This window comes from Sporosarcina cyprini, from assembly GCF_022048975.1.
GTDB classification, from domain to species: Bacteria; Bacillota; Bacilli; order Bacillales_A; family Planococcaceae; genus Sporosarcina; species Sporosarcina cyprini.
In genome coordinates, this window is sequence record NZ_JAKMHX010000013.1 from 56265 (window position 1) to 82776 (window position 26512).

Sequence of the window (26512 nt, forward strand, 5' to 3'; positions counted from 1 at the left end):
ACTTGACTCTTCCCACCGCTACAAGGATAATAGGTAGCCAAAGGCAACTTTTAGAAGAGGAAACCAAACGGGTACTAGGTAAATTATACATGACTCGCAAATTGAGTGCATAAAAAGCGACCTATCAGGTTTCACCTTGTGTAAGTATGGCGTATCAGCTATAATGGTTTGGTTTTCATGTAGTACTATACGTTTTGAAAAACATGATCAAGAGGTGAAAACTTTCATGGGCAAAGTAAAAGGCCGTATGGACGAGAGCATTCTCGTATGTGTCTACTACGGTCCGAATGGTGAACGTCTCATCCGGCGTGGGCATAAGATGGCAAGCATCATGGACTGTCCCTTATATATTCTAACTGTCGATCCACTCCCGCTCGATGATTTCGATGCTGAGAAATCACAATACATCGATAGATGGCGACAACTTGCCGAAGAATTGGAAGTGGAGGACTTCATTATCTGTGATAATGAAAGACGTCCTACCGCCAAAGTGATTAAAGAAATCGCACACCAGCACAACATTACGCAAATCATCATTGGGCAAACCGCCCAAAGCAGATGGGAAGAAATCACAAAAGGCTCGTTCATGAATGTGCTTTTGCGTGAAATTACGTTCGTTGATTTCCATGTCGTTTCCGTTGCACGCTATATTAAAGATGAAAGCGAAGGGATGTTTGAAAAAGGCGTCCGCGCGTATCTTGTAGAAGACGGCACGGGTTATCGGATTATGTTTACCCTCTCAAAGGATGCGAGATTCGAAGGAATCTTCTTCAAAGAGATTGGTACCGACTTCAACAACGGGATCTTTAAATTCATGCATAACAATAAAATGTGTCAAGTCCCTATCATAGACGATATCGTAACTGATCCGTCGTTGATCAGCTGCAAAATTCAATTATAGATGCAAACGCATGAAATGGCGGACGGCCTCTCCAGGGTCATCCGCCATTTATCATGTGCGCTCATTCTTCTCCTACAATTTTCACTTCCATCTCCAGCTCCACATCAAAACGGTCCTTTACTTCCCTTTTAACCATTTCGATCGTCTTGATGTAGTCCGTTGCCGTTGCATTGTCTTTATTGACAATAAAGCCTGCGTGCTTCGTTGATACTTCCGCACCGCCAAACCCTTTTCCCTGCAAACCGCTGTCCTGGATCAGCTTGCCGGCAAAATAACCCGGAGGCCGTTTGAAGACACTGCCTGCAGATGGGTATTCGAGCGGCTGTTTGGATTCCCGCTGATACGTCAAATCGGCTATTTTAGCATCGATCGCTTCCTTGTCGCCAACCGCCAGTTCAAAATCGGCTGAAAGGACATAGTAGCCTTTATCTGAGATGATGCTGTGGCGATACCCGAGGTCCAATTCGTCTTTCGACAGAACAAAGATCTTGCCTGTTTGATCCATAACCGTTGCTTGAACGATTATATCTTTGATCTCTCCGCCATAGGCGCCGGCATTCATCGCCATCGCACCGCCGACAGATCCCGGAATGCCGCATGCGAATTCAAGGCCGGTCAATACCGCTTCTGCCGCTTTCCTGGAGACATCAATAATGTGCGCTCCTGCTTCTGCATGCACTGACGTCCCTGCAATCCGTATGGCATCCAACTTGGCCATATGCAGGACGATTCCCCGTACCCCACCATCACGGACGACCATATTCGATCCATTTCCCAACAGCAAAATCGGTACGTTATTACGGTCTGCATAGGTTACAGCGTATTCCATTTCTTCGATTGTTCCAGGAATGACGAGCAGATCTGCTGCGCCCCCTAGTTTTGTCTTCGTATATTTGCTTAACGGTTCATCCATCAGGACGACCCCTTGCGTTATTTCCTTTTTCAGCTCATCAAACCATTGATGTTTTGCCATCTTCCCACAATCCTTTCCAAGTTAGGTGAGCGAACCATCCTGGTCAACTTCAAACTTATATCTTTGCATCAGGTCTTCCATACTGAACTCGTTTCGTTCTGATGATAAAACCCTTCCAACTTATAAGTATGCGTGCTATCAACATTTTTGACAAGGAATTATTCCTTTCAACTATCTCGATATCAACATATTCTGACGCAGAACGGTCCCTTCAACCTACCCGGAAGAACACGTAACCACTACTGCATAGTTCCTTACTACCCTCTCTATCTAGAAAAGAGAGCTGCAACCATCATCAGATGGAGCAGCTGTCGTCCTTGCAAACCCCTTCCTCTTCATCGCCCAGCACTTGGAATGACGGCTGCACGCCTTCTTCCTGTGCCACTTTACGCAATGCCTCTTCAAAAACTGCAGCAGGCTGAGCGCCAGATATCGCATATTTTCGGTTGATGACAAAGAACGGTACACCCTGGACGCCTAGCTGACCCGCTTCTGTAATATCACGTTTGACATCCTCTGCAAATTCATTCGTATCCAGTGCTTGCTCAGCACGGCTGCCAGCAATACCGGCTTCCTCTGCAATGCGGATCAGTACATCTTTCTTCCCGATCGCTTCCGCATCAATGAAGTGAGCCTTCATGAGACCTTCTGTTACTACAGCAGCCTTCCCTTCCTGTTCCGCTAGCTTCGCAATCTGATGCGCTTTAAACGTATTGGACACTTTCATCTCTTTCGAATAATGAAGCCCGACTGTTTTCGCCTGCTCCGCAACATTCTCTACCATCCGTTCGGCCTCTTGCAGGCTGACACCGTATTTCTTCGCAAGACCTGCTACCATAGATTGATCGGAATCCTCGGGTGTATTCGGATCAAGCTGGAACGCTTTAAACTCGACTTCCGCTTGCCCTGCCAACTGGGTTGACTGAAGAGCTTCCTCCAGACGCCGTTTCCCGATGTAGCAAAACGGACAGACATAATCAGACCATATTTCAATTTTCATACTTTCAGCACCTTTCTTCTATATGCCTCTATGAAACCGTGCTTGTTCCTGAATAGACCACGCTCACGGAGACTTACTTCTTATAAGTTGATTTTAGAATCAATTGAATCTGGTAACAATGTATATGCCTAGTCTATTCAATTAGAGTATCAGATGGAGGGTTGACAATGATCAATTCATTATGGCTGGATACAGCCTATCCCCGGGATCCCTATCCTGCCGTCACAGACGATTTGTCCTGTGATGTCTGCATAATAGGAGGCGGGTTAAGCGGGATCGCAACTGCTTATTTCCTCGCGAAGGAAGGAAAGGATGTTATCCTGGTAGAAAAAGAGATGATTTTAGAAGGTGCAACGGGCAATTCGACCGGTAAATTGACGGTCCAGCATGATCTCGTCTATGCCAATCTCATTAAACAATTCGGCCGGGACAATGCAAGAATTTATTATGAAGTGAATGAGGAAGCGGTTCGGTTTGGCCAATCCATTTCGGAGGGTGATGAATACCGGACTTCGAATTCCGTATTATTTTCCCAGACAAAACTGGGAACAGAACAGCTGCAAGATGAAATGGAAGCTTACAAAGATATCGGCATTCCCGGTGAACTGAACTGGCAATCGGAGTTGCCGATCAAAACAGAGGCCACTCTCGCAATCAAAGGGCAAGGACAGCTTCACCCCGTCCGGTTTGGACAGCATCTTGCGAAACTAGCCGTCAAAGCCGGCGCCCGGATTTTCGAGCACTCGGACATTAGAGCGATGGATTTGAAGAAAAGGCTTCTATTTACACAATCCGGCCATCATATCGAGTTTAATGAGCTCGTATTGTGCACGCATTATCCGATTGAGGCGATCCGTGGACTGCAAGTATTGAAGCTCGTTGTCGACCGGTCCTATATCGTAGCAGGCAAAGCCGATATGCCGCTGAAAGGCCAGTACATTTCCGTCGACAATCCGAAACGGTCGGTCCGTACGGCTGCCATTGATGGAAAGACGTATTTCATGTTGGCTGGCCAAGCCCATCAAGCAGGCATGGAGAAGGACACCCAAGTGCATTATAATATTCTGTCCTCTGAATTGCGGAATACGTTCCACTTGGAGAACTTGACGAATGCCTGGTCTGCCCAAGATCCGTCCACACCGGATTTAGTCCCTTATGCGGGTCCGATTGATTCGAGCATGCCTTATGTCTATTTAAACACCGGCTTTCGGAAATGGGGCATGTCCAACTCGATGGTGTCCGCACGGATTGTCGCCGATCACATCGTTGGAAGGAAAAACAAAGCGTCCTCCCTCTACGCGCCAAATCGGACGGAATTCGGTTCATTCCTCGTACAGGCACTGCGAAATACCGGACTTGTACTGAAGGAATTCACAGGCGGGCATCTCACTCGGACGAATTCTCCAATTTGCACGCATATGGGATGCCGCACCCGCTGGAATGAAGCCGATGAAACGTGGGATTGCCCGTGTCACGGTTCCCGATTCCGAAAAGACGGCTCCGTGCTGGAAGGCCCGGCGACGAAGCCGCTCGATTTGGATTAACACTTCAGAAATCAATGAATTTGTGCACTCCTTTGCGCTATAATAAAAGCGAAAAGGGGTGTTCTTTTGTCTTTACGAGAAATCAGGCGTCGCGGATCTTTTCCGAACGGCGAGTATCCATTCAACACAGACATTGTCCGTAACTTTGATTCCCTGACCATCGAAAGCCCGGTGACCATCATCGCTGGTGATAACGGCTGTGGAAAGACCACATTGTTGGAAGGCATCGCGGCAGCCGCCGAATGCATTCTGATCAGCGGTGAACCGATGGAACGGGAGCAGCGTTTTTCACCCGCCTTTGCGCTTGCGGATGAACTGAAATTGACATGGTCCGTAAAAACGAGAAACGGCTTTTTCTTCCGGGCTGCCGATTATGTAACATACACACGCAACCTGGCGCTCATTAAAGAGGAGGCGAAGGAGAAGGTGGATGAAATCCGTGCGCGGGATCCATTCAGCTTAGAAGTGCTTCCTTACGCCAGGACGTATCACGACTTACATACATTATATGGAGATGGACTGGACAAACTGTCGCATGGCGAGAGTTTCCTCCAACTGTTCCAGGCTCGCTTCCGTCCCGGTGGCTTCTATATATTAGACGAGCCGGAAGCACCTCTGTCTCCACAACGGCAATTGTCATTGCTCGCTTTGATTCATGACTTTGTAAAGGAAGGAGCCACTTTTCTCATTTCGACCCATTCCCCTATATTGATGGCTTACCCGGGAGCAGATCTTTATGAAGTGACGGATGGACAGTTGCAGTCCGTTCGTTACGAGGAGATGGAGCATGTCAGCCTGACAAAGAACTTCCTGAATGAGCCGGAACGGTATTTGCGTTACTTATTGGAATCATGACAGACAAAAAAGGAAGAGCAGCCTACGTTATGGCCACTCTTCCTTTTTTTCATTTCAACGCTTCAGTTAGAATTGGAACGATTTGTTTCTTCCTTGAAACGACACCTTTCAGCGTCGCGCAATTGTTGTCCAATCCTACTTGGAATGCCGCGCACGCACGCTCAGCGGCCGTTCCTAATGCCAAGACAACGGAATCGTTATTGAGAATATCCGTTACAACGAAGAAGAACAGGTCTAATTCCTTCTCCTCAATAATGCTGTTCAATAAAACTTCCAACTCGTCCTGGCGGCTCAGTACATCCGACACATCAACCGCATTCACTTGGGCAATTTCCACTTTCTTATCGCCCATCGTAAATTCTTTCGCATCTAGCGTAATAAGCTCTTCAAGCGATTTTCCGCTCAAGTCAGCCCCCGCTTTAAGCATTTCAAGGCCATATACTGCTGCATCGACTTCTGCAATAGCCGCCAGCTCATCCGCGGCTGCTTGATCCTCAGCTGTGAAGGTAGGCGATTTAAATAGCAGAGAATCGGAAATGATTGCCGACAGCATAAGACCCGCAATATTCTTTGGAATCTCAACGCCGTGCTCTTTGTACAACTTATTCAAAATCGTCGCTGTGCAACCTACCGGCTCTGCGCGGTAGTAAAGCGGATCGCTCGTTTGGAAGTTGGCAATCCGGTGGTGGTCGATTACTTCAATCACTTGAACCTCATCTAAATCATCAACGCTCTGCTGCTTCTCATTATGGTCCACGAGGATGACCTGTGATGCGTCCGGTTTTGCTTTTTCAATTAAACGTGGCGCTTCAAATCCGAACTGCGCAAGCGCATACGCCGTTTCTCCAGAAATGGAACCAAGACGCACTGCTTCCGCGTCCATTCCAATTTGTTGTTTTAAATATGCATAGCTGATTGCTGCTGTAATTGAATCTGTATCAGGATTTTTATGCCCGAATACTAGTACTTTACCCATGCCTGTCCCTCCTGCAATTATCTTTTCAGTTTCTAGTTTATCATAAAGGCCGATCGAACAAAATTGCGGCTATTTCATCACGATTCACGACAAAGTCCGCAATCGTATAGCGATCCAATACGGCGAAGTATGCCAGCAGCGCTTCCTGCAAAACACCCTTTAAACGGCATGCCGGTGCCAATGCGCATAGGTTCGAATCGGAATTGAAGCATTCGACCAAGTAAAAATCGTCTTCCGTCTTGCGGACAAGCTCGCCGATGTTAATGTCCTTCGGATCAACTTTCAGCCGTATGCCGCCACCTCTGCCGCGAATGGTTTCAATCAATCCCATCTTCCCAAGTTCATGGACGACCTTCGTTAAATGGTTTTTCGATATTTGAAAGCTATCGGATATCTCTTGGATCGTCGATAACTCGCCCTCTTCTTTTGCCCCTAAAAAGATGAGAACACGCAATGAAAAATCTGTATACATCGTTAAACGCATAATCTCACCGCTCTTTCTCACACTATTATAGCGACTGTGGCATTTTCGTGAAAGAAATGTGTACAAAATCGTACAGGTGATTTAAACATGTATTTTAAATATAGCTTTAAAGCGTAATCAGGTTTATAGTGAAATTATCAAAAACAAGAAAGGTAGTGCTTCACATGCTTTCGCAAAAAACTATTGATATCGTTAAATCCACCGTACCCGTCCTTGAACAACACGGCAAAACAATTACAACAACTTTTTATAAAAACATGTTCGCAGCTCATCCTGAGCTTCTTGATATTTTTAACCATGCCAATCAATCGAAAGGACGCCAACAGACGGCGCTTGCCAACACAGTCCTCGCTGCCGCCAAATATATCGACAACTTGGAAGCGATTGTACCTGCCGTCGTGCAGATTGGACATAAACACCGCTCACTCGGCATTCAGCCGGAACAATACCCGATTGTCGGCCAGCATTTACTAGGCGCTATTAAAGAAGTGCTTGGAGATGCAGCGACACCAGAAATCCTGGAAGCATGGGGAGAAGCCTATGGCGTGATTGCAGATGCGTTCATTGGCGTGGAACAGCAGATGTATGATGCAGCTGAACAAGCAGAAGGCGGCTGGAGAACATTCAAGGAATTTATTATCGATGAGAAAGTGAAAGAGAGCGATGTTATTACTTCGTTTTATTTAAAACCGGCAGACGGCAAAACATTGCCTGACTACAAACCTGGCCAATATATTACGATCCGTTTCCGCATCCCGGGTGAAGAGCATATTTTGAACCGCCAATACAGCTTGTCGCAAGCTCCTGATGGCGAACGCTTCCGTCTCTCCATTAAACGGGAGGATGAAAACGCACCTGGCGGAAAAGTCTCCGTGTATCTCCATAAAGAAATGAATGTCGGCGACAAAATCGAAGTGAGTGCGCCAGCAGGTGACTTCCATCTTGATACGGAAAGCAGCAGCCCGGTCACATTAATTAGCGGCGGTGTCGGCCTCACACCGATGATGGCCATGTACGATTACATCGCCAAAAATACACCAGAACGCCAAGTCGCCTTCTTGCATTCCGCACGGACCCGCAATCACCAGGCGTTTGATGAAGTATTACGCAAGATGAACAGCGAATTGCCAAATTCGACATATGAAGTGCTTTATTCCGAAGAAGGCGATGGATTTATTACAAAAGACTTCTTGAAAAAGCATGTGATCGACGGAAGCGATGTATACGTATGCGGACCAACTCCATTCATGCAAGCGATCGTCTCCAATCTTTACGACTTGGGCATTTCCCAAGATAAAATCCATTTTGAATTCTTCGGGCCTGCTGAAGAGCTTGAGCTGGTCAAGCCATAAAGAAAAACCGCACCCTCCCTATTATGGGAGCGGTGCGGTATTTTTATCGTCTCACTTTTTCCGGCAAGCGGAAGGAAGCGAAGATGAGTGCAGCTACGAGGAAGAGGCCGACGTAACCGATGAAATTATAGAAATTGGCTACCAGATTTTTAAATCCGACAAAACTCAAGACAAATCCAATCACCAATGTGATTAAGATGAACCACTTGAAGTTCGGCGTACCAATCTTAACGAAGCGTGCGCCGAAAGCGTAAAACATACTGACGGCTGTATTGAAGATCATGCCATACAGAACGAACGCCATGAAAATACCAAATGCCGGAGAGATTTCATTAATGATAACGAGCATTGGCAAATCTGCATCTGCTACAGTTTCCACCTTCGCGAAAATTGCCAAGTGGCTCAATAAGATCAGAACTCCAAGCCCTAAGCCTCCGACAAACCCGCCCCAAGCTGCGACTTTCTCATCCTTCTCGGCACTCCCCATAACGATGGACATTGATGCGCCCACTGCGATATTAAAGGACACATAATTGATTCCCGAAATGAACCAATTCGGCAATGTCGTAGGAACGTCATTCGCAATCGGATTTAACACCGCAAAAGACGTATCCATTGTCGCAAGTGCATAAACCGATACGACAATGACCGCCAGAATAAGAAATGGAGTGATACTTCCAATAACTGCAACAACCTTGTCCACATTCAATAATATCGTCAGGAAGACCAGAACGACCATCAACAGACTGCCGACAAATACCGGCAAGCCGAACTGCTGATTTAAATTCGCTCCTGCTCCCGCCAACATGACGGCTCCAACGCCAAACAACGTGAAAATAATGACATAGTCCACAATAAACCCTATATACTTGCCACTAATTTTATAAATAACATCTTTGTAAGATTCCGTCTGCATCCGGCTTCCAAGCCGTGTCAACACCATTCCTAAATAAGCGAACAGGGCCGTCGATAAAATTGCAGCGGCAATACCCATCAAACCGAAACTAGTAAAATATTGAAGTATTTCCTGACCAGAAGCAAATCCTGCACCGACAATAATTCCGATGAAAGCGCTTCCCATTTTTAAAACCCTTTTCATGGTGTCCCCCCTGTAGTTGAACGATATGTGTGTGATTTGTGCAAAATAATCCGAATATTAAATGCACTTCTTTTTGTCCCGCTTCAATCTACCATGCATTTGATTTGATTTCAACTATTCTTTTAAAAAGTTAGTACATTGTGATTACAAGGACCTCTATTGGTAATAAAACCCATAGAGTATTACCCAAATGAAAAGACCTGGATTCGGCATGATTCCGAACCCAGATCTTCCTTATAGATTACTTTTCTAGCAGTTTCACAGATTCACGGACGAACGCCGGAATGTCATCAGGTGTTCGGCTCGTCACCAGCTGGTTTTGGCAGACGACTACTTCTTTGTCCGCGAATTTGGCGCCGGCGTATTCCATATCGACTTGGATGGATTTGTAGCCTGTCGCATCGCGTCCTTCCAGCGTTTTCGCTGTGATAAGCAATTGTGGGCCATGGCAGATGGCGAATACCGGTTTCTTGTCGTCCATGAAACGCTTCGCAAATTGGACGAAACGGTCATCAGCCCGAAGCTGATCGGGTGAAAAGCCGCCGGGGATGAATAATGCATCAAAGTCATCCGGATTGACGTCATCAATCCCTTTATCAATCTTCACCGTCGATTGTCCTTGTTTTCCTTTTACTTCCTTGCCTGCTTCTTTTTCAATCGTCACGACGTCATGTCCCGCTTCTTTGTAAGCGGACGCCGGTTCCGTATATTCCGAGTCCTCGAATAGATTCGTCAGTACTGTAGCAATCTTTGCCATTTGATTCCACTCTCCTTCAGAATATGCTAATGTCTCACTTTCGTCTATTCCCTTCAGAATAAGGGAATAAACTCAAGGACGGTACTTCGACACATACGGATTATCTGTTTCATAGAAACGCCATGGGTAATGGACCGCTTCCCCCGAGTTACCGATACCGACGCGAGGACCGCTTTCAACTCGCTGTGCTCCCGGACCTTCGGAAATGAAAAGCGGTTCATCTCCCCAGTGATGACCGTAATACTTCATTGTCACTCCAAGCGCCTTCGACAGCTTCCCCGGTCCGTTTGTCCAATCAATCATCCGCAAGTGCTCCCCTCGGTTCCCCTTCATACACTCCAGTCCTTCCACCGGCTCACCCGCGCGGATCAATACGGCATGCGGTGTTCCGATAGGACCGCTGACTACGTTCATTAGTGTATGGGTATGCATCTGGTACGTATAGACCATGCCGGGTTCACCAAACATGACTTCCGTTCGCTTCGTCCGACGGTTGCCAAAACTATGTGCCGCCCGGTCCTCAGGGCCATGATACGCTTCGGTTTCCACGATGCGCGCAACAAGCAAGCCTTCCGGACGTTCGTGAACGATGTACTGTCCGACCAGTTCACGTGCAAGCTGTAAAACAGGCAGTTCAAAAAAATCTTTATCAATTGGCTTGTACAACTTCTCCACTCCAATCATCCAATGTCTTGATCGCGACAAAATATTCAACTTCATTATGGGAAATGTTTCACGTATACTCAAAGAAAACACATAGGGGTGTTGAGTATGAAACAACTGCAAAAAGAAATCCGTCAATTCACAGATGAGCGTGGCTGGACAGGCAATCACGATGCACGAAACCTCGCCATTTCGGTATCGCTTGAAGCGAGTGAACTGCTGGAGCATTTCCAATGGGAGGCTCCTGAAGACGCCATCACGTTGCGGAAAGATGAAATCGCCGAAGAGGCGGCCGATGTGTTCATTTACCTTTTGCAATTCGCGGAGGCAATTGGAATTGACTTGGAGGAAGCAGCCCGGTCCAAAATGGAAAAGAATGCGGCCCGCTTCCCTGTCAAAACAAACTGAACAGCCCTTCTCTCACGATACCCTAAATGGAAAAGTGCGAACCAGAAGATTTGTGCAATTCCTGCGAAAGTACAGGGGAAGGGAGTAAAATTTGCAGTGTTTTTGAAGGGGGAAAAAATTTGAATGAAGCATCCTTTATTGAGTTAGAAAAGAAACTTAAAAGCATTAAAATTGAAGCTTTTGTCATTTATCAAGGGGAAAACCGGATCTTCGAATACTTGAAGAATAAAAAAGTTGCAGAGAAGCCGGCTAAAGTGTATTCGATTACCAAGAGTATAGTTTCTATCTTAATTGGAATTATGGTGGACAAAGGGATGATTACAAATATTCATGAACCGATTCAAAACTATTTCCCAGAACTAGATGCGCTTAAGGATCCACAAAAGAGAGAAATTACGATCTTCCATTTGCTCACCATGACTTCGGGCTTACAAGCCGGACAGTTCCAAGGATCAAAAAATTGGATCAAATTCATTGTAGAACAACCTGTTATACATAAACCAGGCTCCACCTTTCAGTATAATTCAGGAGACTCTCATCTGCTAAGCGCAATCATTCAGAAGATTTCTGGACTTACCACCGCGGCATTTGCTGAAAGACACTTATTTTATCCATTAGGAATACATAAATATATATGGGTGAAGGATCCGCAAGGAATTAATGGTGGTGGTTTTAGTCTCTCATTAAACGTGGAGGATATGGTGAAGATTGGTTCATTATTCTTACACGAAGGAAGGTTTGATTCAAAACAGATTATTTCTTCCAGCTGGCTCAATCAGGCGAAAACTCCATATCAACATTTTGACACCGAAAGAGAAGGTAAAGCTGGATATGGATATCAGCTATGGACTTATGAAAGCACGCTCCACCCCATTGACTACTATTATGCTAATGGTCTTTATGGGCAATATATATTCATAGTGCCGAAGCTAAATATGATGGCCGTCGCCAAAAGCCATCTACAAGATAAGCAGCAACAATCTGCACCTAGACTCTTTTTCGATGAGCTATTAGGCAGTTGGCTGAATAATGACTAGAAGCAGTGGTGCATCAATAAAAAAATGTACACGCCTAAAATTTGGGGTGTACATTTTTCATATACATCAACTCTTATTAAAAATTACAGAATTATGATTTTCTCTTCTTTATGCAAACAACCCTTGCCCTTCAGCAAACTCCCGATATAAGGTATGCTTTGCTGCCAATTCCTCGTGCGTCCCAATACCGGTGATCCGGCCAGCTTCCAGAAAAATAAGTTGATCCGCATGAATGACTGTCGCCAACCGGTGGGCGATAATCAATGTCGTCCGCCCTTCCATCAAACGCTGGAGTGCTTCCTGCACATGCGTTTCGGAGCCGCTGTCCAAATTGGAAGTCGCTTCATCGAGAAGCAGGATCTCCGGATTATGAAGCAATGCACGTGCAATCGCAATCCGCTGGCGCTGGCCGCCCGACAGTTTCATGCCCCGCTCGCCTACAAGAGTATCGAACCCATCCGGCATTTCCTCAATGAAGGCAAGCGCATTGGCCGCCTCTGCCGCCTTCCGTACTTCTTCAAGAGATGGCCGTTGATCCAATCCATAGGCAATGTTATCAATGATTGTTCCGCTTAACAGCGGACTTTCCTGAGAGACATATCCTATTTTCTTTCGCCAATCAGAGAGCGACATATCATGAATCGGGTAAGCACCGAGCCGTATTTCCCCTTCTGTCGGAGAATAGAACCGTTCAATTAACGAAAAGATCGTCGTCTTTCCGCCACCGCTCGGTCCGACAAATGCCGTAACGGTCCCGGGTGCCGCGTTGAACGAGAGGCCTTTCAGCACTTCTTTGCCGGATTCATAGGAGAAGCTGACGTCGTCAAACTGGATGGCTCCGTCCACCGCCAATTGCGTTCCATCAGCCGGCTCGCTCTCCATCTGCAAGATTTGCTGGATCCGGTCCGTAGCTCCGACAGCTTTCTGGAAGATGGTAAAGACTTGCGCCATCTGGGCAAATGGCATGATGATCTGGAACATGAGGAAGATGATCGCTACCAATGTTCCGGCTGATAACTCGCCTCTCGATACTTGCGCTCCGCCATAGCCAAGAATGACGACGAGAATGCCCATCATTACGAGCGTCATTACAGGCGAAATGATCGCCTGGATTTTCGCTTCTTTTAAACCGAAAGAAAAGAGCGAACGAATCGCCTTCCGCCCATTCTCCTCCTCAGCAGGTTCCGCACGATACGCCTTCACTAAACGAATTTCCCCTAGCACACGTCCCAAGTGGCCGGAAAACTTAGCCATTTCTCCTTGCGTGGCCTTCGCAATTTTATGCATGATTCTCCCAAGCGGCATAATGATTGCAAAGCTGACAGGCACGCTAATCAACATAATGAGCGTCATTTTCCAATCAAGGAATAGCAAAATGGCGACCGCTCCGATAATGGAGATGATGCCTGTAATAAAACTGACCATATGATCAGACACAAGCGTCTTCAACATCGTCGTATCCTGCGTAATCCGGCTCATCGTTTCTCCGGTTTCATTGTCATCGTAATAGGAGACTGGGAGCCTTAGGATCTTCGCCCAAAGCCTGCTCCTGAGGTCAGCGACAATGGTCTCCCCAATATAGGCAAGCAGATAGAACGAGACACCGCCGAGTACCGCCTGTAAGATAAAAACGACAAATAGGAAAGCCCCGGTCTGCCAGGTGAAGGACGCTTGTGTCAACGAATCGACAAGCTCCCTTGTGACGAGCGGGACGGCGAGGCTCGCAATGGTTGAAAACAATGCGAGGGTGAGTGCCAGCGCAGTCTTTCCCTTCGGCCAATCCAACTGTTTCAGCAAACTAAAAAATTCTTTCATTGATCCTTTGGCATGTACTTCTTTTTCCAATGCATTCACCCGATCCCTTTCAGATTTTCGAGCCACTTTTTCTGCTCAGCGGGATTCTTCAAAATGAGGATATCCGCATTGCAACGGCCCAGCATCTCAAGGACGCCGGGACGTTTTTTCTTTGGATAGGTCCAGATGAACTTAATGAATTCCCAATCCACTTTCTCAGGACACCCTTCTCCCATATCCGGGCGCGTTGTTCCCCTGTACATCCAGCGCCGTTTCAGCACCCGCGCAGCACAAAGCCAATTCGGGAAGTCGAGGAAGATGACCAAATCCGCATACGCTGCCCGCATTTCGATCGTAGAATTGAAATTGCCATCGATAATCCACTTTGGCTTCTCCAGTTCTTCTTGCAGGGCTGCACGGAATTCCGCCTTAGGAGTTGGCGTCCAGCCTTCCTTCCAAAATAACGCATCTAAATGCAGGACGGGCAAACCTGTTCTCTCCGCCAGCTCCCTGGAAAGCGTTGACTTCCCCGCCCCACTGCTACCGATGATGAGCACTCTCTCATATTGCTGCATGAATTAGCGTCCTTCCAAAAGGCGGCCGATTTCCAGCCAATCCGCCTCCAACCAAGGACGAAGCGAAGGCCGGTAAAAGATGGAGGCCGGATGGAATGTCGGAACAATCGAGTACGTTTTCTCCGTCCATCCAAATGTACTGCCATCTAAACTTTCTAAATGGCGGATTGGCCCTGTGATCAGCTGTCCGTGCAATTCGGTCACTTTCGCCTCTTTTCCGAGCAGACGCTGCAACCCGACATTGCCAAGGGTTACAATTAGTTTCGGCTTCACATGCGTCAGCTCATAATCCAATACGGGGGCATGAGCAATAATTTCCTTCTGCGTAGGAGGCCGGTTGTACTTCCGTTTCACGACCGTGCCATCCCGTTCCTTTTTCGTTCCCCACTTATAGGGCCTGCTGCGGACGGCACTCGTTATGTAGACGTCTTCTCGAGTCAAACCGATTGTCGCAAGTGATTTCATGAGTTCTTTGCCCGCTCGCCCGATAAACGGGATGCCATCCACGATTTCAAATTCCCCCGGCGCTTCGCCAATGAGCATTATTTCGGGGTTTTGCGGTCCTTCTCCGTAAACGAACCCTTCAACAGGAAAGCCTTCAATTCGCTTACGTCCAAGCTCCGCAACCGATTCAGGTATCCGGAACATCAGATCACTCCCTTTCAGGATTGTAATAAAGAAATCGTCTCCTCGATAAATTGCTTTCCTTTGCCCTGTTTAATCTGTTCAATCCCGTTCTCCACCCGATCATACCGGAAAGGCCGGATGACTGCGATCAAATCCGGGATGACCTGTAATTCAAGCTCCGTAAAGGGCCGCTCTCTCGTGTAGGCCGCCAAGAAGGCTTCATACCGCTCTTCTTCAGATTCTTCCCCTTTGAATCCATCATAATGCCAGGCGAGGTAGATAGCACTTGCTACACTAAAATTCACAAAGCGCTCATCACCAGCGATATCATAATCATACACAGCAGATATCCGATTGCCATTAAAAAGCATATTGTACGGTGCCAAATCGCCTTGCGTTGCTCCGATTGGCAGGTCGTCCCAAACTTGTTCGAGTGCCGCTCGCCTAGATTCATATAGACTGCGTATCAAGTACAGTTCCTCCAGGAAGGAACCATTCTCCTCCAGCACCCGCGTCAAGTCCAGAAAGCATAATTCATTTTCGTCGTAATCGCCGAGCGCATCAGTCGCATTGCCGCCGAACATTCCCCAGGAAGTCCCCCTGCCAAGCCGCAGCTCTCGGGAGAGGGAAAGGGCATGTTCCTTCCCCATCAAACAGGCGATCTCTTCTATCTGCCGCAGATTGATTCCTTCCACTTCTGCCCCTTCGCCTTTCCGTTCGAGAATGAACAGCAAGCCCTCATGCTCCACATAATCTGCCCCGTCCAGCGTTTTTTCAGGTCCGATATACGGCAAGCCGGACCTGCTCGCCTCATGGATAAAGGCTATTAACCTTTCAAGGAATGGTTTCTCGATTTTTTCACCCTTCAAATAAAATGTGACTCCATTCACTACGACTTTTGCAACAAGCCTTTCTTTATCTCGCAATATTTCATAGTTCGTGAGCGGCTCCTCTGCGAACTTGCCCATCACTTCAGAAATCAAAGCGATCTTCCCCTCCGATCCGGTGAGGTGCAAGCGCTCTGGCGACGCTATTCGCAAAATTACTGCCAGCGCCCCAGTCAAAACGGAAGAACACACCTTCCGAGCTGCCAGCTGCCACCACATGGACAGTCGTCACGCCATCGAAATTATCAATAGTCGACGTCACCGACGCCCGATTATTGGACCGCATATAATACTTCTCCATGATCAGCACATGCATTTCGTACTCGCCGACCTGACGGGAATAACTGTCAACCAGCGTCCCGCTAATGTTACGCTGCAATATTTCATTTTCAATCAAATCTCTCGCCTCTCTAGGCGATATACTCACTTGAAAAGTTTCTTTTGCCATTGGAATAACCCCCTTCGTTTTATTACGAAAGAAGGCAGGAAGAAGTTTCAAAATGGAAAAAGACCCCTTGAACAGGGGCCTGGCTTAGTCCTTCGAAAACTGCGTATCCTCTCGGTTGGCTACGATAAACTCGTACCAATTCGACTGCTCATAACGCAAAATATAATGGAAGTCTTCCCAATACGATTCCCGATTCGTCCGCTCAAATGCTTCGGACGTCTCTTCTTTGAGGGGATATACTTCATCCAGAATGCGTTGTTTCTCCTCATCATTTAATTCCGGCTGGACAGATTCAATAACCGTCTCCATGAGGACATTCGCATCCTCTCGTGGCGCCTCAATGCCCTCAAGTTCCAGCTTGATTGCTTTGATTTCCTTGTTTTCAGGCATCTCAATGACGCTCAGCAGAACATCTTTATCCAATTGGATGGATGCCGTCCGCATACCATCGTTCTCCAGCCATTCATAATCCTTAATTGTAAAGGGGAGTTTTCGCCTTTCTGCATTGGCATTAAACGCCTCCTCGAATTCGTCCATTGTCAAACCGATCGTCAAGTCATTCTTCACATCTGTGTCCTTGCCGTCTTCCTGTTGGTCCGTACCGGACTGTTCGCCATTCGATGTGTTGCTGTCCTTAGAGGAGTCCGACTCATCGGTTTTATTGCTGCACGCGGCCAGACTCAAGACCAATGCGAAGACAAGCAGGAGAAATGAAACCCGCTTGTTCAATCTGCTCCCTCCTATTCTTCATTCAGAGAAATCTATCCATCTTTACCCGTTCCCTCTGAGATGAATCATAGAGTCCTATTCCGTGCCTACCGTTTTTTAAGGCGTTTGGCATTTCGGCTATTCTTTTGGTTATGCTTCTGCGATTTGTCGTTTAATTTTGGATGCTGCTTCTTTGACTGTTGTTTCTGATACTTCGGCTTCAGCGGCCGCTCGCCTTTATAGTAGGAACCCGTCCGTCTTTTGCGCCGCATCATGATGAACGCTAAGCCGACCAGCCATGTCAAGACGATCGTCACGTAATAAATCATCATCCGAGAATTAAAAGCGAGTTGAACCACGCTCCAGGCATCGATCTTCGATACAAACACATTGTAGGGGTTGTCTTTCATATAACGGATTGGAAGTGTGCCATCCTGCTTGTCGTAAACCGATCCCGTCACCTCTTTGCTAACATGTATCCGTTCGCCATCTTCCGTTTCAAATGTTAGCATCAAGTAATAAATTCTGTTTTCGTATCGATTGCTTCTTCTCTCATAATAAGTATCTCCAACTTCGGCAACTGTCTCCACTTGCTCACCACGCGCAAACCTCTCTGCGACGTTTTGAATGACCGGAATCGCTGTCCAGTAGGAGTACAAGAGACCGATCGCGATAACGCCCAGAAAAATGTATGGAGAAAAAATGTTGAACAGCTTGTCTTGTCGATCCAACCATCGATTGAACGCCGGTATTTTCAACAATATATACAAAAGGTAACCCAGTGGGTAGACCGACCAGATGAGCAACAAAATCGGAAACTCACTGAATGAGCCCTTTACATCCAAATCACTGTAGAAACTTTGCCCAATTTGAAAAACCGGAATGGTTTCGTATACTTCCACTGCTTCGAACTGTTCCTTCGTCAATTGGACAAACGTTCCCGGATCCAGCCTAATCGGATTTCTCCATTGATCCATCATTTGCAGCGTTGCAATATAATCCAGATCACCGAACAAATCCTTCACGCCTGTCTTGCCGTACACCATCGCTTCCGTCTGCTCACCTTTTGATTCTTGTCGTACTTCCAGAAACTCTGTCAAATCTTCAATGAACAAACTGACAAACACATAACAGACAAAAAGCAAGATACCCTCTTTCGCAATCTTCTTCATTAATTTCATCTGATTCTCCTTATACTTTACAACTATGTACCAGTTTGCTAGAAAGTTGGGGTGGATACAAGTGATAACAATTGGGATTGATTTGTTGGGGAGGAGATTTTCTTTTACATGGAGTGTTTTGGTTTGGGGGGACGGTTATGCGCGAGTGAGACCGGGGTATGCGCGGGTGCCCCTGGGTATGCGCGGGTGGCTCGGGCTTATGCGCGGGTGGAACCTAGTTATGCGTGGGTGGCACCCGGTTATGCGCGGGTGGCTCCTGGTTATGCGCGGGTGGCTCCCGGGTATGCGCGGGTGGCAGCCGATTATGCGTGGGTGGCTCCTGGTTATGCGCGGGTGGCTCCCGGGTATGCGTGGGTGCCACCAGACATCTTAGTTTTCGCGAATCTTCTTATTCCTACGTAATTCCGGTTTCTATCCACATAATAAAAGAGCCGCTCCCAGGCGGCTCCTTCATTCCAGTTCCATTTGTTTCGTTTCCGTTCCTAGCGTTAGTACCGCGATAACACCAATTAGTATCGCGCCGCAAAAGATGGAGAAGATGACCCCGAAATCGTAGCCTGCGGTCAGCAGCCAGCCGACAAGCAAGGGACCGAAGATGCCGCCGATCCGTCCGACCGCAGCGGCCATCCCGGAACCCGTGGCACGTACTTCTGTCGGATATTGCTCGGGAGAATAAGCATACAATGCGCCCCATGCACCCAAGTTAAAAAACGACAGGAATGCGCCCGAGGTGAGAAGCCAGACAAGGTGATCGGCATTGCCGAAGAAGAACGCGCTGGCCGCTGTTCCCAGAAGATAGGTGGCCAGCACAAATTTCCTTCCTGCCCGTTCGATCAGCCAAGCGGCCGTGAAGTATCCCGGCAGTTGAGCCAATGTCATCAAAAGTACATAGCCGAAGCTTTTGATCATATCAAACCCTTTGAGGACCATGACGCTCGGCAGCCACAGGAACATGCCATAGTAGGAAAAGACAACGGTGAACCAGACAATCCACAGCATGAGCGTCCGGCGTCCATATGGCTTGATCCAAATAGATTTTATTTTGAACCAGACCGATTGCTTCGGCTTGCCTTCTGCCTCAAACTTCGGGGAGTCCGGCAAGTTTCGCCGCAAATAAATTGCGTAGAATGCAGGCAGTGCCGTTAGCACTAATGCCACCCGCCAGCCGAATTCCGGAATGATAAAGTATGCAATCAACGCGGCAATCAGCCAACCGACCGCCCAAAAGCTTTCCAGCAGGACGACCACCCGGCCCCGTTCATGTGCCTTTACACTTTCAGAGACTAGCGTGGAGGCGACCGGCAATTCTCCGCCAAGCCCCGCCCCTACGAGAAACCGGAGTAGTAAAAAGATAAGCAGCGTGGAAGTGAGGGCCGACAAGCCGCTCGCCACGGAAAAGAGGACGAGGGTCATCATAAATACTGACTTCCGCCCAATCCGATCCGCCAGCAAACCGAATGCAAATGCGCCGACCGCCATCCCGATCGAGTTAACACTGCCGATCCAGCCCATCTCCGCAGGGGATAAATGCCACTCCACCGCGACTGCAGCGATGACAAAGGACAAGATCCCCACATCCATTGCATCAAACATCCAACCCGTTCCGGCGATGGCTAACAGCCGGTTACGGGATAATTTCTTTGTTGTTTTCAAGTGAAAAAATCTCCTCGCTTGTAAGTGTCTTGACACGTGTAATTATAGTTCGAGATTCACAACTTAACAAGAAGATTTTTTCCAAAGAGGCTCCTTTTCATTCTAGAAGATCGTTCTTCCCTACGTATTCATGCTTATACAATCAGCTTCCCATCCACCATTCTTGCAAAAACACCGACCTGATCCTTCTCTACCAAATGACATTCAGTCCCTACCCACAGTTCAGTGCCTGCTCTCGCCATTCCGATGGTGATTGTGCCTGACTCACTCGTTTTCAAAACTGTCTTCCCACCTGTCGATGAACCAGATTCTAAGACGGAAATTTTTTGATCCGCATACATCTCTCCGCCCCTGCAGATGCCTTCCACGTAGACATCTCTTCTAGCGGATACGGAACAATTGCAAAGACCTCTATCTGTCACCGTAATCGTTCCGTTGCAAGTGAGGACACTATTGAGTGCATATGGCAACTCCAGAAGGGAATCGAGCTTTCCATCCTCTGCATGGCGGTCATGCATCTGTCTTGCCTCTCTCACAAGCCGGGAAAAATCCTGGGCATTTCGGACGCCAGACTTCACAGTATCGGACAAAACATTGTACAGGTGGTCGGCTAATACCTCCCAATCATCCGAAAGCTGCGATGTATGTTTTTTCACCTTTTGAATAAACTCCTGTTTCATCCTCTGGAATGGAAGGAACTTCTCCTCCAGAATCCAGTGGAAGAGACGGTTCAGTTCCGCCGCATCAATCTCCTCAGGAGACCTGTCCCGTACAACAAGAATTTCACTGATCGCCCGGTCGATGCGTTCCAAGTAGTGGACGACCCCTTCCAGCCGTAGAGACAATTCATTTTCCAATGCATCGCGGACGCCAACATGAATGGCAGAGGACAGCACATTGCCGCTAATCCGTACTGTCCTTTCCCCTTCCACAATTGCTTTTTGAACAGTGCCTCCGATCATAATGCTTCCGACTGATTCAATGAACAGAGAGGGTTGGACATTGCCTGTAATGTGAAGATCTCCGCTTGATCTGAGATTTCCGGTACTGCGATCCACGTCGCCATTCATCATCAAAGCCGTGCCTTCACTGTTCGCCAAGTCTTCCGTTTGTTGACGCCGGAACGCCTTCAATTCTACCGCCTGGCCAGGCACATACAATTCCGTCAGCAATTCAATGTCCATCTCTTTTCTCTTTTTCAAACCCAGTTCCACAAGCGCCTGCTCAATTGCCTCTTCCAATGTTGACGCCTTGACTACGACAGACTCCACCATACCTCGTCCCTTCTTCCCGGCTCCTTTTTTTCTATCGTAGCATAGACGCCTTCCCGGCGCGCTCGGCTAAAGGTAATGAAAACACAAATAGCTATTAAATTACCTTATTTTCCGGTAAAAAAAGATCCACCTACCTTGATGGTAGATGGATCTTGTGATTTTATAGTCCTGCTTCTACTTCCGAAATCATTTCTTTCATTGAAATCAAACCGCCACCGGACAAGTACCAGTACTCACCGTTCAAGTAAACGATTTTTCCGTTTTGATACGCATTTGTCTTTTTGACAAGGTCGTTCTCGATGGAACCTTTTGCGCTCGCCCCGTTGCCGATAGCCGCATCGCGGTCAACGACATAAAGGATGTCTGGATTCTTTTCTAAAATATATTCAAATGTAATGTTTTGGCCGTGTGTAGAGATTTCAATTTTTTCGTCTGCCGGCTGGACGCCAAACACGTCATGGATCAAGCCGAAGCGTGAACTTGGGCCGTATGCGCTCACTTTACCTTCTGTTGCAAGCACGATCAATCCTTTTGCATCCAAACCTTCAGTTTTTTCTTTGACTGCTTCAATACGCTTATCGATGTCTTCCAGTTCCGCTTTCACTTGATCTTCTTTGCCGAAAATCTCACCCATCAATTCCGCATTATGCTTGAACGATTCCATGTAGTTCGCTGTATCCAAGCCAACATAGACAGTTGGAGCGATTTCAGCAAATTGGTCATACAAATCCGCTTGACGAGCCGAAATGAAAATGACATCCGGCTTCAACGCGTGGATCGCTTCGAAATCAGGTTCCTTCAAGCTGCCTAGGTTTGCATACTTGTCATCATCATATTTGGACAGGTAACCTGGTACGTTAGCGCGTGGCAGACCTGCTACTTCAACGCCTAGATCATCTAAAGTATCGAGAGTACCGAAGTCGAACACGACAACTTTTTCAGGATTTTTTGGAACTTCCACGTCTCCATATTCATGTTTGACAGAAACTGTTTCCGATTGTGCAGGCTCTGAAGAACCATTGGAATCTTTTGATGACGATTTGTCGTCTGATTTGCTTCCGCAAGCGGCAAGTACAAGCATTAATGCTGCAAGCAGCAGCGTAATTGAGAACTTTTTCATCCTAAACCATCCTTTTATCGTTTTTATGAATTAAAGTACACACAAATATTACAGTTGTTCATCTTTTGTATCGGGATATCCATGTCATAAATTTCTTTTAGCGCGTCCGAATTGATAATTTCCTCTGTCGGACCGTCTTTGACGACACGGCCATCCTTCAGAGCGACAATCCGGTCGGAATAAACCGATGCGAAATTGATATCATGCAAAACGATGACAACTGTTTTCCCAAGATCCTCAACGAGACGTCGCAAAATCTTCATTATTTGAACCGAGTGTTTCATATCGAGATTGTTGAGTGGTTCGTCAAGCAAGATATAATCCGTATCCTGGGCGATAACCATGGCAATAAATGCCCTTTGGCGCTGCCCGCCTGATAATTCATCCAAATATTCATGTTGCATATCCATTAGTTCCATATACTCCATCGCCTGTTCGACGATTCGGATATCCTCGGCATTTAAATGGCCCTTGGAATGAGGGAAACGGCCAAACGAAACAAGCTCTCGTATGGTCAAACGGACATTCATGTAGTTGGATTGCCGCAGGATTGATACCCGCTTTGAAAAATCATTGGACTTCATTTTCTTGACGTTATCATTGTCGACTAGCACTTCACCTGTATCTGCATCAAGCAGACGGCTTACCATCGAAAGGAGTGTCGATTTTCCCGCACCATTCGGACCGATGAAAGAAGTGATTTTACCGCGGTGAATATTGACATTCACCTTTTCCACAACCGCTTTCTTCCCATAAAACTTCGACAGCTCACGAACTTGAATCATGAAGATCGACTCTCCTTTAACAGTAGATAGATGAAGTACACGCCACCGACAAAATTGATAATGACACTAAGCGTAGTAGAGAATGTGAAGACTCGCTCCACAACCCATTGACCGCCGACAAGCGCGATAATACTCATGATCGAAGCGCCTGCAATCAGGACCGAATGCTTGTAAGTCTTGAAAAACTGATAGGACAAGTTGGCAACGATGAGGCCGAAAAATGTAATAGGGCCAACGAGTGCTGTTGAAACCGAAATCAGCACAGCCGCAATGACAAGCATCAGTTTGACGACTTTGTCATAGGAAACCCCTAAATTAATCGCCGTATCCCTTCCGAGGGAAAGAACATCCAGTTCATTGAACGACCGCATGCCGATCAGGAACATGAGAATGACAATTGCCAAAGCCCACCAAACGAGCTCGCCGCTAACATTATTAAAGCTGGCGAACATTTTATCCTGCACCCGAAGGAACTCATTCGGATCAATCAGCACTTGCAGGAATGTCGAGATGCTCTGGAAGAATGTCCCGATAATGATCCCGACCAGCAGCAAGAAGTAAATCGGTTGCTTTCCTCTTTTAAATAAAAACTGATAGAGAATCAAAGCGAAAACAACCATAGTCGCAACAGATAGAATAAAGTTCACATGCCGGTTCACAATTGTAATATGGCTGGAACCGAGGAAAAAGATAACGACTGTTTGAAGCAATATATAGAGTGAATCCAATCCCATAATGCTTGGAGTGAGGATCCGGTTATGTGTAATCGTCTGGAATATGACGGTCGAGTAAGCGATCGCCACTCCAGTGAGCGCCATAGCTAGTACCTTGGTGCCTCGGCGCGGCAATGCATAATCATAGCTTCCATTCAATTCATGGAATAAATACAGTCCGCAGAACAGAGCAGCGAGCGATGCCAGAATGATCATTTTATTTGAGTTACGCATAGGCTTTCCTCCTAAATAACAGATAGAGGAAGATTCCGCTGCCGATTACTCCGACCATCAAACTGATGGATATTTCATAAGGGTAAATGAGAACCCGACCAAGAATATCACAAATCAGCAGGAAAATAGCTCCTAACAACGCTGTGTGCGGTAATGTTTTTTGCAAGTGATCCCCTTTGAAGATCGAGACGATATTCGGAATGATTAATCCTAGGAACGGGATCATCCCGACTGTCAAAACGACCGTCGTTGTAATTAAGGCAACGAGGATCAAACCGATGTTGACAATCCGTTTGTAAGCAAGGCCCAGATTTTTCGAAAAATCTTCGCCCATTCCGGCAACCGTAAACCGGTTGGCATACAGATACGTAATGATAAGCACCGGGATGCTTATGTATAAAAGCTCATAACGACCCTTCATGATCATCGAAAAGTCCCCTTGCAGCCAAGCCGACATATTCTGGATGACATTCGATTTATACGCAAAGAACGTTGTGATCGACGATAGAATATTCCCAAACATCAGACCGACCAGCGGAATGAAAATCGCATCCTTGAACTTGATCCGGTCAAGGATTTGCATAAACAGCAAAGTGCCGGCAAGTGCAAATGCAAACGCGACAGCCATTTTTTCCAGCATGGAGGCGTTCGTGAATAATAGCATCGAAACGAGTATGCCCAAACGAGTGGCATCGAGTGTACCTGCTGTCGTTGGCGAAACAAACTTATTCCGGCTCAGCTGCTGCATGATGAGGCCAGCGATGCTCATGCCGGCGCCGGCGAGTAAAATGGCGACTAGTCTCGGCAAACGGCTGATCAGGAATATTTCAGTTTCCTCCGACTTAAAATCTAGCAGATCCATCGGTGTTATATGGCTCACCCCTACAAAGAGCGATAGGAATGAGAGCAAGATGAGTGCGATGATCAAATAGCGTTTCTTCATGAAGATAAAATCCCCGATATCGAATATTTGCTTCTAATTGAGAAACATCAGATGAAAACGATTATCAATTAGCTGCAAATTCAATTATAGCAGGAATGAATGGAGTGTCAACCTGTAACTGAAAATGATTATCACTGAATAAGAAAGTGCTCCCCTTCCAGCATGCAATGGGTTGGGCAAAGCGCTTCGTTATGAAGTTTGAGGCATTTGTGACGGGATTTTAACATCTGGCGGCAGAGGTTTGATTGGAGGAAAAATCGGTGCGGCAGTGAGAATGAAGAAAAAATGTGAGGTGCTGATTTCAGCTTTCAGGTGGACTCCATTGAACTAAAAACGCATTGCTCTCGCATTCGGCTATCCCATCTATATGTCCCCCTCCCACCTCCCATTCTTCACAATAGGAAAGAATTCAAATCTTATAGGTTTACATGCGTGCTTCCGTGGGAATACTACTACCATCCCACCCCTTTCTTTTATAAAAAAAGCACTGCCCACGACATTTCTGTCAGGCAGTGCTGTTTTTTTATTCACCCATTAATTCGCTCATATCAACTGCATTGTCAACAACATCTTGTGGGACTGTCACTTCAACTTCGTTGATTTTCGTGATAACAGCCTTCACTTTTTGATCTGTGTTGACTGTTTCCCCATCGATAACCATATCGAGGCTCATGTCCATATTGAAAGCAGTTGTGTAGAAAGTTTCTTTATCGATGTAGATTTCAAAGTAGACATCATGCAATGTCATTTCTTCCGCTTCAGCTTCCGCACCGCTTGCTTGATCTTCTTCCATTTGCTTCAAGAGCTTTTCAAACTTTTCGCCAGACGCTTTTAATTTTAGGATATAGGAGTCATCTGTCTGTTCGAATTTGAACTCATCAACATAGTCCTTGAATAACTTCATGTCTAATGTTGGATCTTCACCGGCCAACTCTTCAAACATTTCAGCAGCAAATTCCTCAGGGAACTTGATCCACTGACCAGTTTCAGCATCGTTCATGTAAACTTCTTTTTCAGAGATATACATTTCCATTTCATTCTGACCGTATTCACCCATATCCATTTTCATTGTTTGGTGAATCGTCATCGGCTCAACTACTGCATCCATATTCAACGTAATTTTACTATTAACTGTCTCGCCGCCGGATTTCATGACTTGCTCAATATCCATGTCCGTATGCATGCTCTTTTGCTCTTGGCTGACTGCCATTGCCTTCTCGTATACTTCTTGAGCCGTCATTTTGCTAATATCTGTAGTTTCCTTTTCCTTGCCTGTCTCGGCATCGACCGTTGTTTTCGGTTCTGCTTGGCTACCGCAAGCGGCTAGCGAGAATGCCAATACTCCGGCTCCAATTACTTTTAACCATTTCTTCAAATGTAACGCTTCCTTTCGGATGATAATTTGTGTTGCTGTGTTACATACGACAGGTTTCTACATTAGTTTCATAATCTATTAAAATCACGACATTCGACTTATAATCTATCCACTTTCCGGGATTTTTTGCCCAAATAATTAAAAGA

Annotated in this window: 27 protein-coding genes; 6 read left to right on the top strand and 21 right to left on the bottom strand. The window is 46.6% G+C overall.

Annotated features, from left to right (window positions below; translation table 11 throughout):
* The first annotated feature begins 226 nt into the window (after positions 1-226).
* Positions 227-901, top strand: coding sequence for a histidine kinase (locus L7D49_RS02470; RefSeq protein WP_238079232.1), 675 nt, complete (start codon positions 227-229; stop codon positions 899-901).
* A 61-nt stretch (positions 902-962) separates the two neighbouring features.
* On the opposite strand, the gene murB is transcribed toward L7D49_RS02470, so the two are convergent.
* Positions 963-1874, bottom strand: coding sequence for a UDP-N-acetylmuramate dehydrogenase (gene murB / locus L7D49_RS02475; RefSeq protein WP_238079233.1), 912 nt, complete (start codon positions 1872-1874; stop codon positions 963-965).
* Between the two features lie 295 nt (positions 1875-2169).
* Positions 2170-2874: a DsbA family oxidoreductase gene (locus L7D49_RS02480; RefSeq protein WP_238079234.1), complete on the bottom strand. Its 705-nt coding sequence runs from the start codon at positions 2872-2874 to the stop codon at positions 2170-2172.
* Positions 2875-3041: 167 nt separating this feature from the next.
* Here L7D49_RS02480 and L7D49_RS02485 point away from each other — a divergent pair, with 167 nt between their 5' ends.
* Positions 3042-4418, top strand: a complete 1377-nt coding sequence (locus tag L7D49_RS02485) for an FAD-dependent oxidoreductase (RefSeq protein WP_238079235.1) — start codon at positions 3042-3044, stop codon at positions 4416-4418.
* Positions 4419-4484: 66 nt separating this feature from the next.
* Positions 4485-5273 (top strand): AAA family ATPase, encoded by a 789-nt coding sequence (locus tag L7D49_RS02490; RefSeq protein ID WP_238079236.1) that lies wholly within the window; start codon positions 4485-4487, stop codon positions 5271-5273.
* 49 nt (positions 5274-5322) lie between these two features.
* On the opposite strand, the gene L7D49_RS02495 is transcribed toward L7D49_RS02490, so the two are convergent.
* The gene (locus L7D49_RS02495; protein ID WP_238079237.1) at positions 5323-6249 is read right to left on the bottom strand and encodes a manganese-dependent inorganic pyrophosphatase; all 927 of its coding nucleotides are present in this window, start codon (positions 6247-6249) and stop codon (positions 5323-5325) included.
* A gap of 40 nt (positions 6250-6289) precedes the next feature.
* Entirely contained in the window at positions 6290-6733 is a 444-nt protein-coding gene (locus L7D49_RS02500; RefSeq protein WP_238079238.1) for an RrF2 family transcriptional regulator, read from the bottom strand.
* Between the two features lie 164 nt (positions 6734-6897).
* On the opposite strand from L7D49_RS02500, the gene hmpA reads away from it, so the two are divergent.
* Positions 6898-8085 carry an NO-inducible flavohemoprotein gene (hmpA, locus tag L7D49_RS02505; protein ID WP_238079239.1) on the top strand — a complete coding sequence of 396 codons (1188 nt, stop codon included), beginning with the start codon at positions 6898-6900 and terminating at the stop codon, positions 8083-8085.
* Between the two features lie 43 nt (positions 8086-8128).
* On the opposite strand, the gene L7D49_RS02510 is transcribed toward hmpA, so the two are convergent.
* From L7D49_RS02510 to L7D49_RS02520, 3 genes are all read right to left on the bottom strand, one after another.
* Positions 8129-9184: a YkvI family membrane protein gene (locus L7D49_RS02510; protein ID WP_238079240.1), complete on the bottom strand. Its 1056-nt coding sequence runs from the start codon at positions 9182-9184 to the stop codon at positions 8129-8131.
* Positions 9185-9425: 241 nt separating this feature from the next.
* Positions 9426-9941, bottom strand: coding sequence for a type 1 glutamine amidotransferase domain-containing protein (locus L7D49_RS02515; RefSeq protein WP_238079241.1), 516 nt, complete (start codon positions 9939-9941; stop codon positions 9426-9428).
* Positions 9942-10013: 72 nt separating this feature from the next.
* Positions 10014-10607 carry a DNA-3-methyladenine glycosylase gene (locus L7D49_RS02520; RefSeq protein WP_418895845.1) on the bottom strand — a complete coding sequence of 198 codons (594 nt, stop codon included), beginning with the start codon at positions 10605-10607 and terminating at the stop codon, positions 10014-10016.
* A 105-nt stretch (positions 10608-10712) separates the two neighbouring features.
* Here L7D49_RS02520 and L7D49_RS02525 point away from each other — a divergent pair, with 105 nt between their 5' ends.
* Both L7D49_RS02525 and L7D49_RS02530 read left to right on the top strand, forming a co-directional pair.
* Positions 10713-11012 (top strand): nucleotide pyrophosphohydrolase, encoded by a 300-nt coding sequence (locus L7D49_RS02525; protein ID WP_238079242.1) that lies wholly within the window; start codon positions 10713-10715, stop codon positions 11010-11012.
* A gap of 119 nt (positions 11013-11131) precedes the next feature.
* Positions 11132-12049 (top strand): serine hydrolase domain-containing protein, encoded by a 918-nt coding sequence (locus L7D49_RS02530; protein WP_238079243.1) that lies wholly within the window; start codon positions 11132-11134, stop codon positions 12047-12049.
* Between the two features lie 108 nt (positions 12050-12157).
* On the opposite strand, the gene L7D49_RS02535 is transcribed toward L7D49_RS02530, so the two are convergent.
* From L7D49_RS02535 to L7D49_RS02600, 14 genes are all read right to left on the bottom strand, one after another.
* Positions 12158-13864 (bottom strand): ABC transporter ATP-binding protein, encoded by a 1707-nt coding sequence (locus L7D49_RS02535; RefSeq protein ID WP_238079366.1) that lies wholly within the window; start codon positions 13862-13864, stop codon positions 12158-12160.
* 35 nt (positions 13865-13899) lie between these two features.
* Positions 13900-14418 carry an AAA family ATPase gene (locus L7D49_RS02540; RefSeq protein WP_238079244.1) on the bottom strand — a complete coding sequence of 173 codons (519 nt, stop codon included), beginning with the start codon at positions 14416-14418 and terminating at the stop codon, positions 13900-13902.
* Positions 14419-14421: 3 nt separating this feature from the next.
* Positions 14422-15066: a uracil-DNA glycosylase gene (locus L7D49_RS02545; RefSeq protein ID WP_238079245.1), complete on the bottom strand. Its 645-nt coding sequence runs from the start codon at positions 15064-15066 to the stop codon at positions 14422-14424.
* A gap of 14 nt (positions 15067-15080) precedes the next feature.
* Positions 15081-16028 carry a phosphotransferase enzyme family protein gene (locus L7D49_RS02550; protein ID WP_238079246.1) on the bottom strand — a complete coding sequence of 316 codons (948 nt, stop codon included), beginning with the start codon at positions 16026-16028 and terminating at the stop codon, positions 15081-15083.
* Positions 16018-16380, bottom strand: coding sequence for a DUF6054 family protein (locus L7D49_RS02555; protein WP_238079247.1), 363 nt, complete (start codon positions 16378-16380; stop codon positions 16018-16020). Before L7D49_RS02555 ends, L7D49_RS02550 begins: the two co-directional genes overlap by 11 nt.
* A gap of 84 nt (positions 16381-16464) precedes the next feature.
* Positions 16465-17109, bottom strand: coding sequence for a hypothetical protein (locus tag L7D49_RS02560; protein ID WP_238079248.1), 645 nt, complete (start codon positions 17107-17109; stop codon positions 16465-16467).
* 86 nt (positions 17110-17195) lie between these two features.
* Entirely contained in the window at positions 17196-18269 is a 1074-nt protein-coding gene (locus L7D49_RS02565) for a hypothetical protein (RefSeq protein ID WP_238079249.1), read from the bottom strand.
* Between the two features lie 450 nt (positions 18270-18719).
* A complete protein-coding gene (locus L7D49_RS02570; protein ID WP_272493159.1) occupies positions 18720-19862 on the bottom strand; it encodes an MFS transporter in 1143 nt (380 codons plus the stop codon).
* A 194-nt stretch (positions 19863-20056) separates the two neighbouring features.
* The gene (locus tag L7D49_RS02575) at positions 20057-21196 is read right to left on the bottom strand and encodes a FapA family protein (protein WP_238079251.1); all 1140 of its coding nucleotides are present in this window, start codon (positions 21194-21196) and stop codon (positions 20057-20059) included.
* A 160-nt stretch (positions 21197-21356) separates the two neighbouring features.
* Complete coding sequence (locus tag L7D49_RS02580) at positions 21357-22316, bottom strand: siderophore ABC transporter substrate-binding protein (RefSeq protein ID WP_238079252.1); 960 nt, start codon at positions 22314-22316, stop codon at positions 21357-21359.
* Positions 22317-22339: 23 nt separating this feature from the next.
* Entirely contained in the window at positions 22340-23101 is a 762-nt protein-coding gene (locus L7D49_RS02585; RefSeq protein ID WP_238079253.1) for an iron ABC transporter ATP-binding protein, read from the bottom strand.
* Positions 23098-24048: an iron chelate uptake ABC transporter family permease subunit gene (locus L7D49_RS02590; protein WP_238079254.1), complete on the bottom strand. Its 951-nt coding sequence runs from the start codon at positions 24046-24048 to the stop codon at positions 23098-23100. The genes L7D49_RS02585 and L7D49_RS02590 overlap by 4 nt, the downstream gene beginning before the upstream one ends.
* The gene (locus tag L7D49_RS02595; protein ID WP_184208998.1) at positions 24041-24991 is read right to left on the bottom strand and encodes an ABC transporter permease; all 951 of its coding nucleotides are present in this window, start codon (positions 24989-24991) and stop codon (positions 24041-24043) included. The genes L7D49_RS02590 and L7D49_RS02595 overlap by 8 nt, the downstream gene beginning before the upstream one ends.
* Positions 24992-25514: 523 nt before the next feature.
* On the bottom strand, positions 25515-26366 hold the full coding sequence (locus L7D49_RS02600; RefSeq protein ID WP_238079255.1) for a DUF6612 family protein: 852 nt from the start codon (positions 26364-26366) through the stop codon (positions 25515-25517).
* Between the last annotated feature and the right edge of the window lie 146 nt (positions 26367-26512).